Here is a 14,392-nt window from a genome sequence, read left to right as displayed (position 1 = left end):
GTGTATAAGAGACAGCTCCTGGCGGGCGTGGCGGTGAGCGCGGGCGCGGGCGCGGGGATTGGCCTGCTCACGCAAATGGCCACCGACGCGCAGCTTCGCACCATCACCTTCTGGACCTGGGGCAGCCTGGCCGGCGCCGCCTGGAGCGTGGTGGCGGCGTCCACGGTGCCGCTGCTCATCGCGCTGGTGTTGCTGCTGAGGGATTCCCGCTCGCTCAACCTGCTGCTCCTGGGAGAGCGCGAGGCATGGCACCTGGGCGTGGACGTGGAGAAGCTGAAGCGACGGCTCATCCTCGCGGCGGCGCTGGGTGTCGGCGCGGCGGTGTCCGTCACGGGCATCATCGGCTTCGTGGGGTTGCTCGTTCCGGCGCTGCTGCGGCTCGCGCTCGGGCCGGACCACCGGCGATTGATGGGGGCTTCGGCGCTCCTGGGCTCGGCGTTGCTCGTCGCCGCGGATGTGCTGGCGCGCACGGCGGCGGTGCCCCAGGAGCTTCCCGTCGGTGCGCTGACGTCCATGCTGGGCGTTCCTGTCTTCATCTCGATGCTGGCGCGCGGCAAGGGGATGTCATGAGCCTGGAGGCACGGGGAGTCGAGGTGTGGCGAGGCCGGGGACGCGCGCTGGGACCGGTGTCGCTGAACCTGGTGCCTGGCGAGGTCCTCGCCGTGGTGGGGCCGAACGGCGCGGGCAAGTCCACGCTGCTCTCGGCCTTCTCCGGGGAGTTGCCCTGCACCGTGGGTGAGGTGTTGCTGGATGGGCGCCCGCTGTTGAAGTGGCCTCCCCGCGAGCGCGCGCTGCGGCTGGGCGTGCTTCCCCAGGAGTCGTCACTCGGGTTCGGCTTCACCGTGCTGGAGGTGGCGCTGCTGGGACGCAGCCCTCACGCCACGCGGGGCGAGGGAAGCGCGGACATGGATGCGGCGCAGGCCGCGCTGGAGGTGATGGACATCCGGCACCTGTCGTCGCGGCCGTATACCTCTCTCTCGGGAGGAGAGCGTCAGCGGGTGCAGCTCGCGCGCGTGCTCGCGCAACTCTGGGAGGCGCCCGAGCACGGTCATCGTTATCTGTTGCTCGACGAGCCGACGTCGAGCCTGGACCTCTCGCATCAGCATCTCGTCCTGGAGGAAGCGACGCACTTCGCGAGGGACGGAGGTGCGGTGCTCGCGGTGCTCCACGATTTGAATCTGGCCGCGCGTTATGCGCATCGAATCGCTGTCCTGGCCGACGGCAAGCTGGTGGAGCTGGGGTCTCCCGCCCAGGTTCTCCGTCCGGAGCTCATCGCCAGCACCTTCGGTCTGCAGGTCCGTGTCGTCGAGTATCCAGACTCACCCGCGCCTTTCATCATTCCCTCGGGCCGGGCCCCGCATCATCCATGAGCGGGTGTCTTCAAGTTTCGTGAGTTGCTTCTCGCGGGGGTGTGCGGCGAACCCGGCCTCCCTCCATGTCGCACCGCCGGGCGCCCGCCCCCGCGAGGAGTGTTTGTCGATGGGCCTGCCTGGCCCTGAGCAGGCGAGCAGGCTGAAACACGGTCTGTCGTGTCGGATGTCTGACATTGCGACGCGGCGAATGCGGGCAAGCAGGGGACCCCCGCGTCTCCTGCTCATGCTGTTCTTCGAGGGCACCATGTTGTCCTGCCGCGCACCCGTCACCAGTGTGGCGGACGTGGAGGTGGTACGGCGTTGGGCTTCGAGTCGGCTGTTCGCGCGAGTGGGTGGGCGCTCGTGTACTGGGCGCTGGGCGTGGGGTTGCTGGCGTGTGGCGCGGGCTCGGGAGCCGTTCCGTGTGATGCCGCGTGCGAGGCTTCCGACGAAGCCTGCCGGATGAGCGCGTGCTCCACCGGGCCCGAGGAATCGGTGAGGGCCCAGGTCGACTGCGGCGCGCTTCCTGTCGGAGGACGGTGTCTGGGGCCTCGCGTGGTGGAGCGCTGTCACGACGGACAGCTCGCGCGCGAGGACTGCGCGGTGAGCGAGGCCTGCGTCGAATCGCAATCCTCCGATGGCGCGCACTGCGAGCCAGGCGCGGCCTGTGTGGAGAGCGCCACGCGCTGCTCGGACATGGGCGCGCTGGAGCGGTGCTCGGCGGGGCGCTGGCTCGAACAGCGATGTGAGGCGGGCTGTGTCGCGGAAGGGAACCGGGGCTGGTGCGGTGCGCCCGGGCGCACCCTGAGCGGTGTCGCGCGTTACGAGCGCCGCTTGCCCGACGCGGCCTTCCACGACTGGACGCCGGAGACGGAGTGGGTGCCGGCCCGCGGCTTCCTCGTCGCGTCCTTCCAGGCGGGCACGCTCATCGACCTGGGGGTGACGGACGCGGTGGGACGCTTCACCGTGCGCCTGCCGACGGAGGTGGGCCCGGAGGACCTCGTCGTGGTGTACGCGGCGGGGCAGGGGAAGCCCGGCACGGTGGACTACGCGGTGGCGGACCCGGGCCTGTCTGGGCCACAGACGCTGCCCGTGACGCCGGGAGCTTCCGCGCGGCTGTGGAGCTGGGCGCGCCCCACGCGAGAGTTGATGGATGCGCCCGTGGTCGCCATCGAGGAGTCGGAGGGCTCGGGCGCGGCGGCGGTCTTCGAGGCGCTGAGCGCGGCGTGGAATGGCACGCGGGAGCGGTTTGGCCGGACGGGGTTGCCCGTGGTGGCGTGGTTGGGCTTCGGCACGACGTGGTCGTGTGGGGCGTGCTTCGCGCCGTGGCAGGTGACGGCGGCGGGGCGGCGCTGGGGCGCGCAGCTCTGGCTGCCGGGAGACTCCGACGCGGCGTGGTGGTCCGAGGCGATGGTGCTCCACGAGCTGGGGCACTGGGCGATGGCCAGCCACGGGACGAGCCCCTCCGAGGGTGGGCCTCACTATGTCGGGGTGCCCACCTTCCCGGGTCAGGCATGGAGTGAGGGCTGGGCCACGTGGTTCAGCTCCGACACGCGAGGCAATCCCCGCTACTACGACAGGCAGAGCGGGACGATGTTCTGGCTGGACCTGGAGACGCGTTCACCAGAGCTGGTCGCGTGGTCTCGGCCGAAGCCCGAGGACGGATTGCTCCAGCCCATCGAGGAGAACGAGGTGGCCGCCATGCTCTATCGGCTGGGCACCGGTACGCCGTCGCGGCAGGTCCTGTACGAAGCGCTCGCGGCTCCGGCGATGAACCTGGCGCCGTGGGCGCGGGGGTATCGCAAGCACACGTGGCGGATGGTGGAGGGAAGGCAGGTGGACGTGGTGGAGACGACGGAGGCCGCGCCGTGTCTCGCGGACTTCCTGGACACACTGATGTGCAAGGGCTACCCGCGGGCATTGATGGACGCGGCCACCGAGCCGACCCTGGCGTATCCGTATCCCAGCCATGAGCCCCTGTGCCGGTGAGGCTGTGATGCGCAAGTTGGAGCGGCAGGGGCCAGTTCTGGAGTCCGCAGTGTCGATGATGGAACGTGTCCGGCGGGATGGCCGGGAGGCCCTCGCTCGCCCTGATGTTGTGTCGGTGTTCGACGTGATGGGGCTCGTTGCCCGAGCGCGCGTGGGGCGTGCCATTCGGGGAGCGTGCCCATGACGTCGCGACGACGCATCGCGGGCGCGGTGTTGGCCCTGGCGCTGATTGGCGCGCTCTCGGCGGGAGTGGCTTCAGGGGTGGAGCGAGCCCGAGGCCGACTGCGCAAGCCTCCCGAGCCTCGACCTCCCTTCTCCCAGAGAGACGATGTTCCGTTGAGTGGTCCCACGCACGGGGACGAGGCTTCGCGCCTCGCGACGCGGACTCGAGTTGCTCCGGTGTCCGCATCGAGGTCTGTGTCGGCGGTACGGATGTCGACCGCGTCACCGTCGAAGGGGAAGTCTGGAGGCGCCGGCCTGGTGCGCGATGCGGTCCACCGCGTGCATCCGCGAGGCGTGGCGGTTGGCGACGAGCATACGGAGGAGTCCTCTGACGACAGCGCGGCCACCGCGTTGAGCGGAGGTTCATTGGCGGGGCTCACCACGCGAGTGCCCGCTCCGATGCGCGTGAACTGGCGCGTGGTGGACGCCGAAGGCGGAGGACTCCGGCTCGTGGCTGAAGTCGAGCGAAGGGCGGGGTTCAACGTCCCCATCGCGGTGAGCATCGTGCTGCCTCCGGAGGCACGGCTCATCGAAGGGACGACGGACTTCGTGCTGCCGGAAGGTGAGGGTGAGGATGTGCGCGCGGTGCCGTGCGTGGTGAGCGTGACGCCGGGGGTGGTGCCGCGGACGGACCTCGTGCTGGTGGCTCATGCGGAAGGCTCGGCCTTCGGAGCTCATGCGGAGGCGCGTTACACCTTCGGTCGACAGCACCTCGTCGAGCGGCGTCCTTCGCCCACGGGGCCTGTCCTGCCAGCGCGCTTCCTCTCGGGAGACGTGTCGGGGGACTCCGAGGACTCCGGTGAGGATGCCGCTCCCTGAGTGAGCTGTGATGAGGTGAGCGAAGCCTGTCGCGCTTCCGCCAGGCCCACCCTGCTCAAGTCCTTGCGGGAGATGCGAAGCCTCTTCGTGGGGCTCGTCGCCCCGAGAGTGGAGCGAGTGGCTTGCGTGTCCTCGCCGCGCGCGAAGCACCGCTCCCCGAGAAGGCACGGCTTCTTCGAGTGGACTGATGCTCCGCGCTCCTGTTCTCGCGGAAGGAGCGGTGCGCCTCTCTCCCGAGCAGTGGGCTCCTCACGCCACGCGGTGAGTCGCCTGCCGAGCCTTCCCTGTCTGCTCGCTTGTCCGCGGCCGACGCACCGACGGTTCTGGCGAACTCCGACGAGGACTGTGCTCCCCTCGCATGACGAGGAGTGTGCCTCTCCTCTCATGAGGACTGCGAGGCGCACGGCGACGCGCTAGATACGAGCCTTCGCCGCTGTCCAGGAGCCTCGTCCGTTGCAGACCGTCGCGTTGGGGTTGGTGTTGGTGTCCGCGTTCCTTCACGCGTCCTGGAACGCGATGCTCAAGAAGCATCCGAATCCCGAGGCAGGCGTGGTGGGCGTCATCACCGTGGCGGTGGTGGGCGGTGGTCTGTGGGCGCTCGGCATGAAAGGGGAAGCGTTCCCCTCCACGGCGGGGCTCGCATGGGCGCTCGGGGCAGGCGCCTGTGAGAGCGTCTATCTGGCGGCGCTGTCCCGTGCCCTGCACCGCGCACCGTTGGGCCTCGCGTACACGGTGTCGCGAGGTGGCGCGATGCTCCTGGTCTGGCCGGTGTCCGTGCTGGCACTGGGTGAGCCCATCTCCGCGTGGACCGTCACGGGCGCGGTGGTGCTGGGCGGTGGGCTCGCGGTGATGCATCTGTCGCGTCCCACGGGGCCCGCTGCGTCTGGAGTCGCGTGGGCCGCGCTGTCGGCGGTGGCCATCGCCGGCTATCACCTGAGCTACAAGATGGCGCTCTCGGACGGCGCGCAGCCACCCGCCCTCTTCACCACGGGCCTGCTCGTCGCGCTGCCCGTGCTGGTGCTGGAGCGGAGCCGGCAGATGGGGTGGGCCACCCTCCAGCGAGAGGCGTGGAGCCGTCCCGGTCTGGTCGTCTTCGCGGGGGCCATCTGCATGCTGTCCTTCGCGCTGCTGCTCTCGGCGCTGAACGACAGTGGGGCAGGGGCGGTGCTCACGCTGCGCAACACCTCCATCGCCTTCGCGCTGGCCCTGGCCGCGCTTCAGGGAGAGAGGCTGGGACGCCGCCAACTCGTGGGCGCGGCGTTCGTCTCCGTGGGCGCGGTGTTGCTCGGCATGCCCGCGTAGCAGTCGCCCAGCCTCGTCCGTCTGGGCCGAGGCTCCGCGCCAGACGGGGCGGAGCCGTCGCGCCTACTCCGCCTTGGCCGATGCACCCAGCCGCTTCAAGGACAGCTGCGCGTCCTCGTGGTTGGGCTGGAGCTTCAGCGCCGTCTCGTACTCCAGCTTCGCCTCATCCAGCCGCTTCGAGGCTTCCAGCAACTGGCCCAGCGCGTTGTGCGGCTCGGCGAAGGTCGGGTCCACCTGAGAGGAACCCCGGAAGGACTTCTCCGCGTCCTTCGCGTTGCCCTGCTGGTACAGCGCGTGGCCCAGGTACAGCAGCGCCAGCGCGTTGCGAGGCTCCACCGCCAGCGCGTCCGTCAGCACCTTGCGCGCCTTCGCGCCGTCGCCGCCGCGCAGGTACAGGAAGCCCAGCTCGGCCCGCGCTTCAATCTGCGCCGGGTCCTTCGCCACCACTTCCTCCAGCTCCGTCACCGCCAGGTCCGGACGCCCGCGCCGCGAGTGGACGATGCCCAGCCGCGCCAGCGCCGCCGTGTCCGCCTCCTCGCCTTCCTTGGGCCGCAGGTATGTCTCCGCGCCGGCGTAGTCCCCCATGGCCATCAGGAGGTCCGCCAGGGCCAGCTTCGCCACGCGGTGGTTCGGGTCCTCCTTGAGGACCGCCAGGTAGAGCGGCTGCGCCTTCGCCGACACGCGCTTCTTCGCGTAGGTGTCCGCCAGCGCCAACCGGTTCTCCACCGTGGGCGACAGCGCGACACATTCCTCGTACTGGGCAATCGCGCCGTCGAAGTCACCCTTGGCCTTCAGCGCCTCGCCGTAGCCCGCCCTCGCGGCCGCGTCCTTGGGGAACGCCTCCACCGCCGTCTTCAGCGTGGCCACGGCCTCCTCGGCCTTGCCCAGCGACAGGTACGCACGCGCGAGACCCTGGTACGCCTCCGTCGTCTTCTTCCCGTCGTCGGTGCTCTTCTCGATGGCCTTCTTGAAGGCCTCCACCGCCTGCTTCTTCTTGCCCTGCTCCAGGTACAGGTGGCCCAACTGCGTGTACGGCCCGCTGGCCCGACGCGGCTCCAACACCAGCGCCTTCTCGAAGGACTTGGTGGCGCGCACGTTGTCGCCCAACTGGTAGTAGGCGAGCCCCAGATTGAAGTGGGCCTCCGCGTACTTCGAGTCGGCGGCGATGGCCTTGAGGAACGCCTCGGTGGCCTTGCGCGGGTCGCCCTTCTCGTTGAGCGCCACGCCCAGGTTGTTCTGCGCGCGCGCGTGCTTCGGGTCCGCGGCGATGGCGCGCTGGTACTCGGCGATGGCGCCGTCAAAGTCGTTCTCGCGCAGCAGCAGGACGCCCAGGTTGTAGTGCGCCTCCGCGTCGCCCAGCTTCTCGCGAGTGGCCTCGCGCAGCGTCTCCTTGGCCTCGCCGTTGAGCCCCTTCTCCGCCAGGGCCTTGCCCAGGTTGACGCGGGCGACGTTCAGCTTGGAGTCCAGCTTCAGCGCCTCACGGTACGCCTCGATGGCGTCGTCCGTGCGGTTGGCGCGCTGCAGGGCCTCGCCCAGGTTGAAGCGCAGCTCCGCGTCCTTCGGCGCAAGCTCCACCGCCATCGAGTACTGGCTGATGGCCACGTCCGTCTCGTCCAGCACGCGGGCAAGCAGGCCCCGCTCCGAGCGCAGCGACGCATCCTCGGGAAACGCGGCGATGGCCTGGTCCAGCAGCGTGCGCGCGGCCTCCGCGTCGCCCGCGAGCCGCAGCGCCCGACCCAGTGCCAGGCGGGGCGGAATCAGGTCCGGCTCCACCTCCACCAGCTTCTTCAGCGGCTCCACCGCCTTCTTCGGCTTGTTCAGCGCGAGGAAGGCCGTGCCCAGGCGATAGAGCGCATCGGCGTCGTCCGGAGACGCGCGCAGCCGGGCACTCTCCACCGCCGCGGTGCGCTCGAGCGCGGCCGCGTCGGGTGGAGGCGTCTGGGCGGTGAGCAGCTGGAGGACTAGGACGCCGGCTTTCGTCATCACAGGTTCTCCACGTAGGGACTGGCACGCGCGTCGAACGTCTTCTTGGCGAGGGCCGTCTTCTTCGCCTCCCAAGCCTCCCGCGCCGTCTTCTCTTCCTTCTGGTCCTCGGAGAGGTCGGCGAGCTCTTCCTTCACCTCCGCGTCGCACTCGGCCACCTGCTCCTCGAACTCCTTCGGGTCCAGCTCCTCGCTGCCCTCCACCTTCGCCTTGCGGGCCGCCGTCAGCTTGGCCAGCTCGAACTTGGCGAAGGCGCAGTTGCGCGCCAGCTCCGACACGTCACGCAACCCCACCGACAGCCGCTGCTTCGCGCGCAGGTACTCCACGCGGGCCTCGGACTCCTCGATGGCCAGCTTCGCGACCTCGCGCGAGACTTCGTCCGTCGCGCGGTCCACCTCGTCCTCCGCCGCCTCCTGGCGGGAGCGGGCGCGGCGGATGTTGTCGCGGGCGCGGTCAATCTCGTTGTTGTTCTCGTCCACCTTGTCGACGGCGAGCGCCAGCTCGTTCTCCGCCTCCAGCAGCTCGATGCGGACTTCAAACGGGAGCTTCTTCACCAGCGAGCCAGGCACCTTCATGCCGTAGCTGGGGCCGCACGCGGCCAGGAAGAGCGGGAGGGTGAGCAGGACGATGTGCTTCATGGAACGGTCGCCTCGAAGCTGCCGAAGATGGTGCGGCCGGAATAGATGTCGATGCCGTTGACGAAGGTGACGTGGAAGTCACCGGTGACACGCTGGCCCTGCGCCGTGGGGAGGTTGTCCACGACGAGCGAGCCTCGCTCCAACTGCGGAAAGACGCGCGCCGGCTCGTCCAGCACGCTGCGGCCGATGACGCCGCGCTGCGCGCCGCCCTCCAGGGACTCGGCCAGGTTGATGGTGAGCCCGCCGGTGTAGCCCTCGGGAATCATGTCCCCCACGCGCGCGCTGACCTTCAGCACGGTGTTCACCCCGGAGCCCTGGGGCGAGACGAAGTTGATGGACAGCTCTCCTTCGGCCAGCACCGCCTCCGCGCGCTTGTACTTCAGGTCCAACAACGGCGACACGCTGCCTTCCAGCGCGCCGCCCTCGTCGCCGCACGCGCACAGCCCGGCCACCAGCGCCACCAGCGCCAGGGTCCGGAAGCCGTGCGAGTGCGTCGGGTGGAGACGCGGGCTCACTTGCACGCCTTCCAGCCCGCGGTGTCCACGTCGGCGCCGTTGAGCGAGCCCACGTCCTTGAGGACGGCCAGGTCTCGCCGCGCCCCGTCCACGTCGCCGAAGCGGCAGCGCAGCGCGGCCAGGTTGAGGCGCGCCTTGTCGTAGGTGGGGTCGGAGTCCATCGCCTTGGCGTACGCGGCGCGCGCGCCCATGGCGTCACCCATGTTGAGCAGTGCCCAGCCCAGCGCCGAGTGCGCCGAGGCCTTGGTGTCCTGGAGCTCCGTGACGCGGCCAAACGTCAGCTGCGCCACGCCGAACTGGCGCGCCTCCAGGTACGCCATGCCCAGCGCTTCCAGCGACTCCACGCTGAGCGTGCGCTCGGCCTTCTTGCGCAGGTCATCCAGCGCGGCCAACTGCGTGGGCGCACCCGGCTGGGGCACCGGCAGCGCGGCCTGTTCGGCGCGCGAGCGGCAACCCACCACCGCCGCGCTGAAGACCTCCAGCGACTCCGCGCGGGACAGACACGCCTTGAATGCCTCCTCCGAGCGCGTCTTCAGCGGGCCGACCTGCTCCTTCACCGCCGCCTGGAACTGCTGCGACTCCGCAGCGGAGAGGCCGCCCGGCACCGGCGTGGACTCGACGACGTCCGCGATGTGCCCGTACGCCAGCGCCAGCCGCCACAGCGAGGCCACCGCCCACTCGGGGTAACCCAGCGACGCGGCCTGCGTGTAGATGCCCTCCAGGCTCTGGAGCGCGGCGACCTTCTCCTCCACCTTGTCCGCCGGCAGGTCCTTGTAGCCGCGGTAGAGAATCTCGCCCAGGAACCACAGGCCCCTGGCCGCCTCTTCCGTCTGGCCGTTGGGGCCCTGCACCGCCGTGGTGAGCGTGGCCACCAGCGCGTCCGCGGACGCCGTGGGCGCCGTGACTGCCTGCACCTCCGCCAGCACCGCCGCCGCGCCCGCGCTCCTCGGGTCCAGCTTCAGCGCCGAGTCGGCCGCGAGCTTCGCGCGCGAGTAGTCCTTCGCCTTCAGCCGCGCCTCGGCCAGCAGCACCAGCACCTCGGACTTGCGCGCGCCCGACACTTCCGCCGCCGTCTCGAGGTTCCGGGCCGCTTCCTTGTACTCACCCAGCGCCATGCGCAACCGCGCGCCAGCAAGCCACCCATCCACGCCGGCGATGTCCGCGCCCAGCTTCTGGCCCACCTGCTCGAACCACGTGGCCGCCTCGCCGAACGCCGCCGCTTCCGCCGCGTGCCGGCCGAGCGTCAGGAGCACGTCCGACAGGTACTGGCTCTTGGGGTAGTCCTGCACCAGCTTGGCGCCCAGGTCGCGCTCGGCCTGCAGGTCGCGCTTCTCGCGCGCCGCCGTGAAGGCGCCGTACAGGGCCTTCTCGCCGATGTCGCTGTTCTTGTTCTCGTCGGCCACCTTCACGAGGCCCTGGATGACGTCGCCCGTCTCCTGGGCGCTCTGCAGCGCCAGCTCGTCCAGCGCCTCGGCGCGGCTCTGGGTGAGAATCTTCTGCACCTCCGCGCGGAAGTTGCCGGGCAGGGGCGAGGTGAGGAACTTCTTGCCCGTCTCGTCCAGGCCCTTGAAGTCGTTGACCTGCCGCAAGCTGTCCAGCGCCAGGTTGCCGGCGACGGTGGCTTCCTTGTGCTGCGGATGGGTGAGGGCGAAGGCGGTGAACAGCTCCGCCGCCTTGGGGTAGTCGCCGTCCTCGTAGAAGGCGCGGGCGATGTTGAACTTCACGTCCAGGACGTTGGGGCTCTTGGGGTAGCGCGACACGTACTCCGCGCCCAGCAGCTTCATCGCCTGACGCGCGTCCGCGACTTCATACGCGTTGCGCTTGAGCGCCTCCTCCGGCTTGAGCGTGGAGAAGTGCGCGAGCAGCGCGGCGTAGAGGGCCTCTTCCTCGCCCTTGGCGTCCTTCGCCTTCGACTCGTAGCGGGCCAGCTCCTCGAACTGACGCGCGGCGCGCGTGTAGTCCTTGGCGGAGAAGAGCGCCTCCGCGCGGTTCTTCATCATCGGCCGCACGTACTGGTCGGGACGGAAGAGGCTCAGGTACGCCTCGTACGCCTCGGCGGTGCTCAGGTAGAGCTCCTTCTCCTCCTTCTTCTGCGCCGCGAGATGGAGCAGGGTGGCCAGGTCGCGCCCCATCTCCTCCAGCTCCACGAGCTGCTTCTTGCGGTCGACCTCCGACAGCTCCGGGTCGGTCTTGGACTGCACCGCCGCGCGCACGAGGATGCGCAGGTCCTCCGGCTCCGGCAGCACCTTGCCCTTGGACGCCTTGAGCGCGTCGTAGAGCTTCTGGCCGCGCTCCAAATCCAGCTCGGGGTCGTGCTGAATCTCCATCAGCTTGCGCAGCGCGGGGATGGCCCACTCGTACTGCTGCTTGATGAAGTAGCGGTTGCCCAGCTTGTCGAGCGCCAGCGCGTAGGTGGCGCGGCTTTCGCTGAGCTTCTCGAAGTAGTTGAGCGCGCCCTTGGCGGGCTTCGCCTCCGTGTAGCTGTAGACGAGGTCAAGCAGCGCCTCGCGCTTCACGTTGAGCGCCTTCTTCACGTCCATGCCCGGCAGGGGGGCGCTCGCGGCCGCGGCCTCGAAGAACGTGACGGCCTCCGCGTGCTTGGCCTGGTTGACGCGAATCCAGCCCATCTTGTAGCGGGCCAGGTCGTGCACGGGGGAGGGCGGGGCCTCCAGGATGGCCTGATAGTGGCGCTCGGCCTCGACGAGGTCCGCCTTGTCGAAGAAGTGGTCGCCGAGAATCTGCTCCGACTCCAGCCGCAGCGGGCTGTTGGGGAACTTGCGCGTCAGGTCGCCGAGCGTCTTGAGCATCTCGTCGAACTGCCCGAGTTCTCGCTGCTCGTGCGCCAGGTAGAACGTCACCTGGTCCCCGTCCTTGAAGTCCGGGTACTCGCGCAGCAGCCGGTAGTACATCTGCACGGCCTTCTGCTTCATCAGCCGCGTCTCGGGGGAGACGATGGCGCCCGAGGCTCCCTCTGGCCGGGACTCGGCCTGGAGGTAGTACACGTAGCGGCTCTTCTCCACGAAGAGCTCGGCGAGCCGGAACTGGAGGTCCGGCAGGTACGGCGCGTTGCGGCTCTTGGAGATGAGCTTCTCCGTTTCGCCGATGGCGCGGTCGACCTTGAAGATGTCTCGCTTGAGCTTGGCGATGAACTCGTCGCGCTCCTTCGCCTTCGAGACCATCGGATTGAGGCCGGGGCCCGCCGCGCGGCCCGTGCCTCCGGGGGACGCCGCGAGCAGGGCGGCGGTAATCAGGCCGGTCAGGGGGCCGGTCATGGGGTCTCCTCGATGCAGCGGCTCTCGATGCTGACCCGGTACGACTTGAGCTCGTCGTTCCAGTATTCGCCGTCGAAGCGGAAGGCGACGCTGTCGGGCGTCAGGAGTTGTTCATCCTCGGGCGCCACGATTTTCGCGCCCTTCTTCACGCGCTCGTACAGCTTCAGTCCCACTTCGTATTCCATCAGTCGCACCTGCTCCGCGGCGCGCAGGAGCGTGTCCGCCTCCTGGCGCACGGCCTCCGCCAGTCGCGCGTCGTACACGCGCACGGCCTCGGCGCGAGACAAGTCGTACAGCTTCGTCAGGTGCGAGAAGAGCCGGTCGCCGAAGCTGCCGGCGTAGCGGCCCAGGCGCTCGCCCTCCAGGTCCAGCGTCTCCACGAAGCGCGAGGCGCGCTGGGTGCCACCGTGCGAGTTGGCCGCGCGGCGCAGGCGGAGGTCCTGGGTGAGGTCGTCGCGGTTGCGCACCGCCTCCAGCGAGTCCGCGAACCTGCGCGTCAGCTCCTTCGCCGCGCGCTTGGCGGGCAGGTAGTGGCAGAGGTCGCGGTAGATGAGGGCGCGCAGCAGGTACTTGTCCGGCAGGAACTCGTCGCGGAACGACGGAGCGTCCAGGGTGGTGAGGATGCCCAGTGACGCGCGCGGCTCACCCAGCTTGTAGCGGGTCCACGCTTCCTCCAGGTAGAGGCTGGCGCGGCCCGGGTCCAGCTCCGGCAGCTTCACCAGGTTGTACGCCTCCAGCGCGCCCGTGTAGTCCAGCCGCTCGTAGCGCAGGCGGGCCACCGCGAGCGCCGCCTCGTTGCGCGCCTCGCGCGTGAGCTTCTCGTCCTTGGACAGGCCCAGGAAGTCCGCGATGAGCTCCTCGGAGGGCTCCTTCACCTGCTTGAGCCGGGTGACGAGCAGCGCGAACTTCGCGCGGCTGGCCTCGGCGCTCGTCTCCGACAGCTTGGCGAAGTGCGTGTTGGCCCAGCGCTCGTTGCCCACGCGCAGGTCGACGAGGCCCTGCTGATAGTGCGCGTACGCGCCCGTGTCTTCCGGGAGGAAGCCCAGGTCGAGCGCGCCGAAGACCTGCTCGTCGATCATCACGTCGTCGTGCGGCCGGTCCGTCAGCTCCTTCAGCGTGTCGAGCGCGCGGGGGATGACGTTCGGGTTGGAGCGCTCACGGGCGATGCGCGCCAGGTACGACGCGCCCGCGTGCGTCAGGCCCAGGTCGATGAGGCTCCGGGCGAGGAAGTACTGCGCCCAGGCGTAGTTGTCGTCCGTCTTGGGCGCGGCCTGGAGCCACGCGTAGAGGGGACCCGCGGCGTCGCGCGGCTTGCCGTCGAAGTAGTCCTGCAGCGCCTGGTCGAAGATGGCCGGGTCCACCTTCTGCGGCACGGGCGGCGGCGCCTCGGCGGCGGCCTCCGGCTTCTTGTCGGACGCGGCAGCCGCGGGCGCGCCCTCGGCGCCGGCGGCCGGCGCGGGTGCACCGGACTCGGCGGGCTTCGCGGCCGGAGCGGGGGAGCCCGTCGCGGGTCTGGCGGCGGCGCCGGGGGTGGCCTTCGCGCCGGAAGGAGGTGGCGGCATGGGCAGCGAGCCACCGCCAGACTGGGCGGGAGCCGTCGCTGGAGACACGACGAGCGCGGCGCTGGCGAGCGCGGCGATAAGTGAGCGGGGGGTCATTCCGTGGCGCCGAAGTTGAACGCGGTACCGAGCTGGACCACGGGGACATTGATGATGCGGGAGGCACCCGCGAACACGACGTTGTTCGTCACGTCGAGCCGGAACGACAGCGTCTTGCCGGAGAACATGCGCACGCCCAGGCCCAGGTTGATGGCGGGGCGGAAGCCGTCCTGCCGGTCAATCTTCACCACCGTGCCGCCGCCGAGCAGGAACGCCTCGAAGTGCAGCACGGAGCTGTTGAGCACGGCCGTCTTGCCGTAGAGCGGGCTCCAGACGAGGTCCGAGCCCACCATCCACTGCACCTGGTCCTCGAACGCGGAGGCGGTGGGGGCCACGTCGAAGTCGCGCTCGAGCTGCCGGCGCAGCGACGTCTGGATGTTGTAGCTGTACGTGCCGCGGCCCACCTGCCACGCGAACGTGTCGCTGAAGTGGTACGTGTACGAGACGCTTCCAGTGAGGCCCTTGTAGAAGGCGTCGGCCGGCAGCACGCCGACCCCGAGGTACAGCTCGTGATTCATCCGGTACTGCCGCTCCTGGATGGCGGAGACGGCGCCGGGATTCTCGAGCGCCTCGGCCTGGGCGCGGGCAAGGCCGGGCGCCAGGAACAAGAGAATGAGCAGGGCGTATCGCACGGTGGGGGCT

The 14,392-nt window shown here is 69.8% G+C and carries 11 protein-coding genes; 5 read left to right on the top strand and 6 right to left on the bottom strand.

The window, feature by feature from the left end; all coding sequences use genetic code 11:
- The 5 genes from HR086_RS14660 to HR086_RS14640 all read left to right on the top strand — a co-directional run.
- A partial coding sequence (locus HR086_RS14660) for an iron ABC transporter permease (RefSeq protein ID WP_174465929.1) occupies nt 1–570 on the top strand: 570 nt, incomplete at its 5' end.
- Nucleotides 567–1,370, top strand: coding sequence for a heme ABC transporter ATP-binding protein (locus HR086_RS14655; RefSeq protein WP_174454727.1), 804 nt, complete (start codon nt 567–569; stop codon nt 1,368–1,370). The genes HR086_RS14660 and HR086_RS14655, both read left to right, overlap by 4 nt.
- A 303-nt stretch (nt 1,371–1,673) precedes the next feature.
- Entirely contained in the window at nt 1,674–3,341 is a 1,668-nt protein-coding gene (locus tag HR086_RS14650) for a hypothetical protein (RefSeq protein WP_254626329.1), read from the top strand.
- A 180-nt stretch (nt 3,342–3,521) separates the two neighbouring features.
- Nucleotides 3,522–4,382 carry a hypothetical protein gene (locus HR086_RS14645; RefSeq protein ID WP_174465928.1) on the top strand — a complete coding sequence of 287 codons (861 nt, stop codon included), beginning with the start codon at nt 3,522–3,524 and terminating at the stop codon, nt 4,380–4,382.
- A gap of 453 nt (nt 4,383–4,835) precedes the next feature.
- Complete coding sequence (locus HR086_RS14640; RefSeq protein ID WP_254614612.1) at nt 4,836–5,684, top strand: EamA family transporter; 849 nt, start codon at nt 4,836–4,838, stop codon at nt 5,682–5,684.
- Between the two features lie 63 nt (nt 5,685–5,747).
- Here HR086_RS14640 and HR086_RS14635 read toward each other — a convergent pair whose 3' ends face one another.
- The 6 genes from HR086_RS14635 to HR086_RS14610 are packed head-to-tail and all read right to left on the bottom strand — an operon-like array spanning nt 5,748 to nt 14,382.
- Entirely contained in the window at nt 5,748–7,667 is a 1,920-nt protein-coding gene (locus HR086_RS14635) for a tetratricopeptide repeat protein (protein ID WP_174462955.1), read from the bottom strand.
- Entirely contained in the window at nt 7,667–8,305 is a 639-nt protein-coding gene (locus HR086_RS14630; RefSeq protein ID WP_141641922.1) for a hypothetical protein, read from the bottom strand. Before HR086_RS14630 ends, HR086_RS14635 begins: the two co-directional genes overlap by 1 nt.
- Nucleotides 8,302–8,820 (bottom strand): hypothetical protein, encoded by a 519-nt coding sequence (locus tag HR086_RS14625; RefSeq protein ID WP_174462954.1) that lies wholly within the window; start codon nt 8,818–8,820, stop codon nt 8,302–8,304. The genes HR086_RS14630 and HR086_RS14625 overlap by 4 nt, the downstream gene beginning before the upstream one ends.
- Nucleotides 8,817–12,092 carry a tetratricopeptide repeat protein gene (locus HR086_RS14620; RefSeq protein ID WP_174454731.1) on the bottom strand — a complete coding sequence of 1,092 codons (3,276 nt, stop codon included), beginning with the start codon at nt 12,090–12,092 and terminating at the stop codon, nt 8,817–8,819. The genes HR086_RS14625 and HR086_RS14620 overlap by 4 nt, the downstream gene beginning before the upstream one ends.
- Nucleotides 12,089–13,750, bottom strand: a complete 1,662-nt coding sequence (locus HR086_RS14615) for a hypothetical protein (protein WP_174454732.1) — start codon at nt 13,748–13,750, stop codon at nt 12,089–12,091. Before HR086_RS14615 ends, HR086_RS14620 begins: the two co-directional genes overlap by 4 nt.
- Entirely contained in the window at nt 13,747–14,382 is a 636-nt protein-coding gene (locus HR086_RS14610) for an outer membrane beta-barrel domain-containing protein (protein WP_141641918.1), read from the bottom strand. Before HR086_RS14610 ends, HR086_RS14615 begins: the two co-directional genes overlap by 4 nt.
- Nucleotides 14,383–14,392 lie beyond the last annotated feature (10 nt).

Source organism: Myxococcus sp. CA039A, from assembly GCF_013336645.1.
Classification (GTDB): domain Bacteria; phylum Myxococcota; class Myxococcia; order Myxococcales; family Myxococcaceae; genus Myxococcus; species Myxococcus llanfairpwllgwyngyllgogerychwyrndrobwllllantysiliogogogochensis.
This window is presented reverse-complemented; position numbering and strand designations above follow the sequence as displayed.

Coding starts and splice junctions, on each gene's coding strand:
- HR086_RS14655 (WP_174454727.1), top strand. CDS start 567: ATGAGCCTGGAGGCACGGGGAGTCGAGGTGTGGCGAGGCCGGGGACGC.
- HR086_RS14645 (WP_174465928.1), top strand. CDS start 3,522: ATGACGTCGCGACGACGCATCGCGGGCGCGGTGTTGGCCCTGGCGCTG.
- HR086_RS14635 (WP_174462955.1), bottom strand. CDS start 7,667: ATGACGAAAGCCGGCGTCCTAGTCCTCCAGCTGCTCACCGCCCAGACG.
- HR086_RS14630 (WP_141641922.1), bottom strand. CDS start 8,305: ATGAAGCACATCGTCCTGCTCACCCTCCCGCTCTTCCTGGCCGCGTGC.
- HR086_RS14620 (WP_174454731.1), bottom strand. CDS start 12,092: ATGACCGGCCCCCTGACCGGCCTGATTACCGCCGCCCTGCTCGCGGCG.
- HR086_RS14615 (WP_174454732.1), bottom strand. CDS start 13,750: ATGACCCCCCGCTCACTTATCGCCGCGCTCGCCAGCGCCGCGCTCGTC.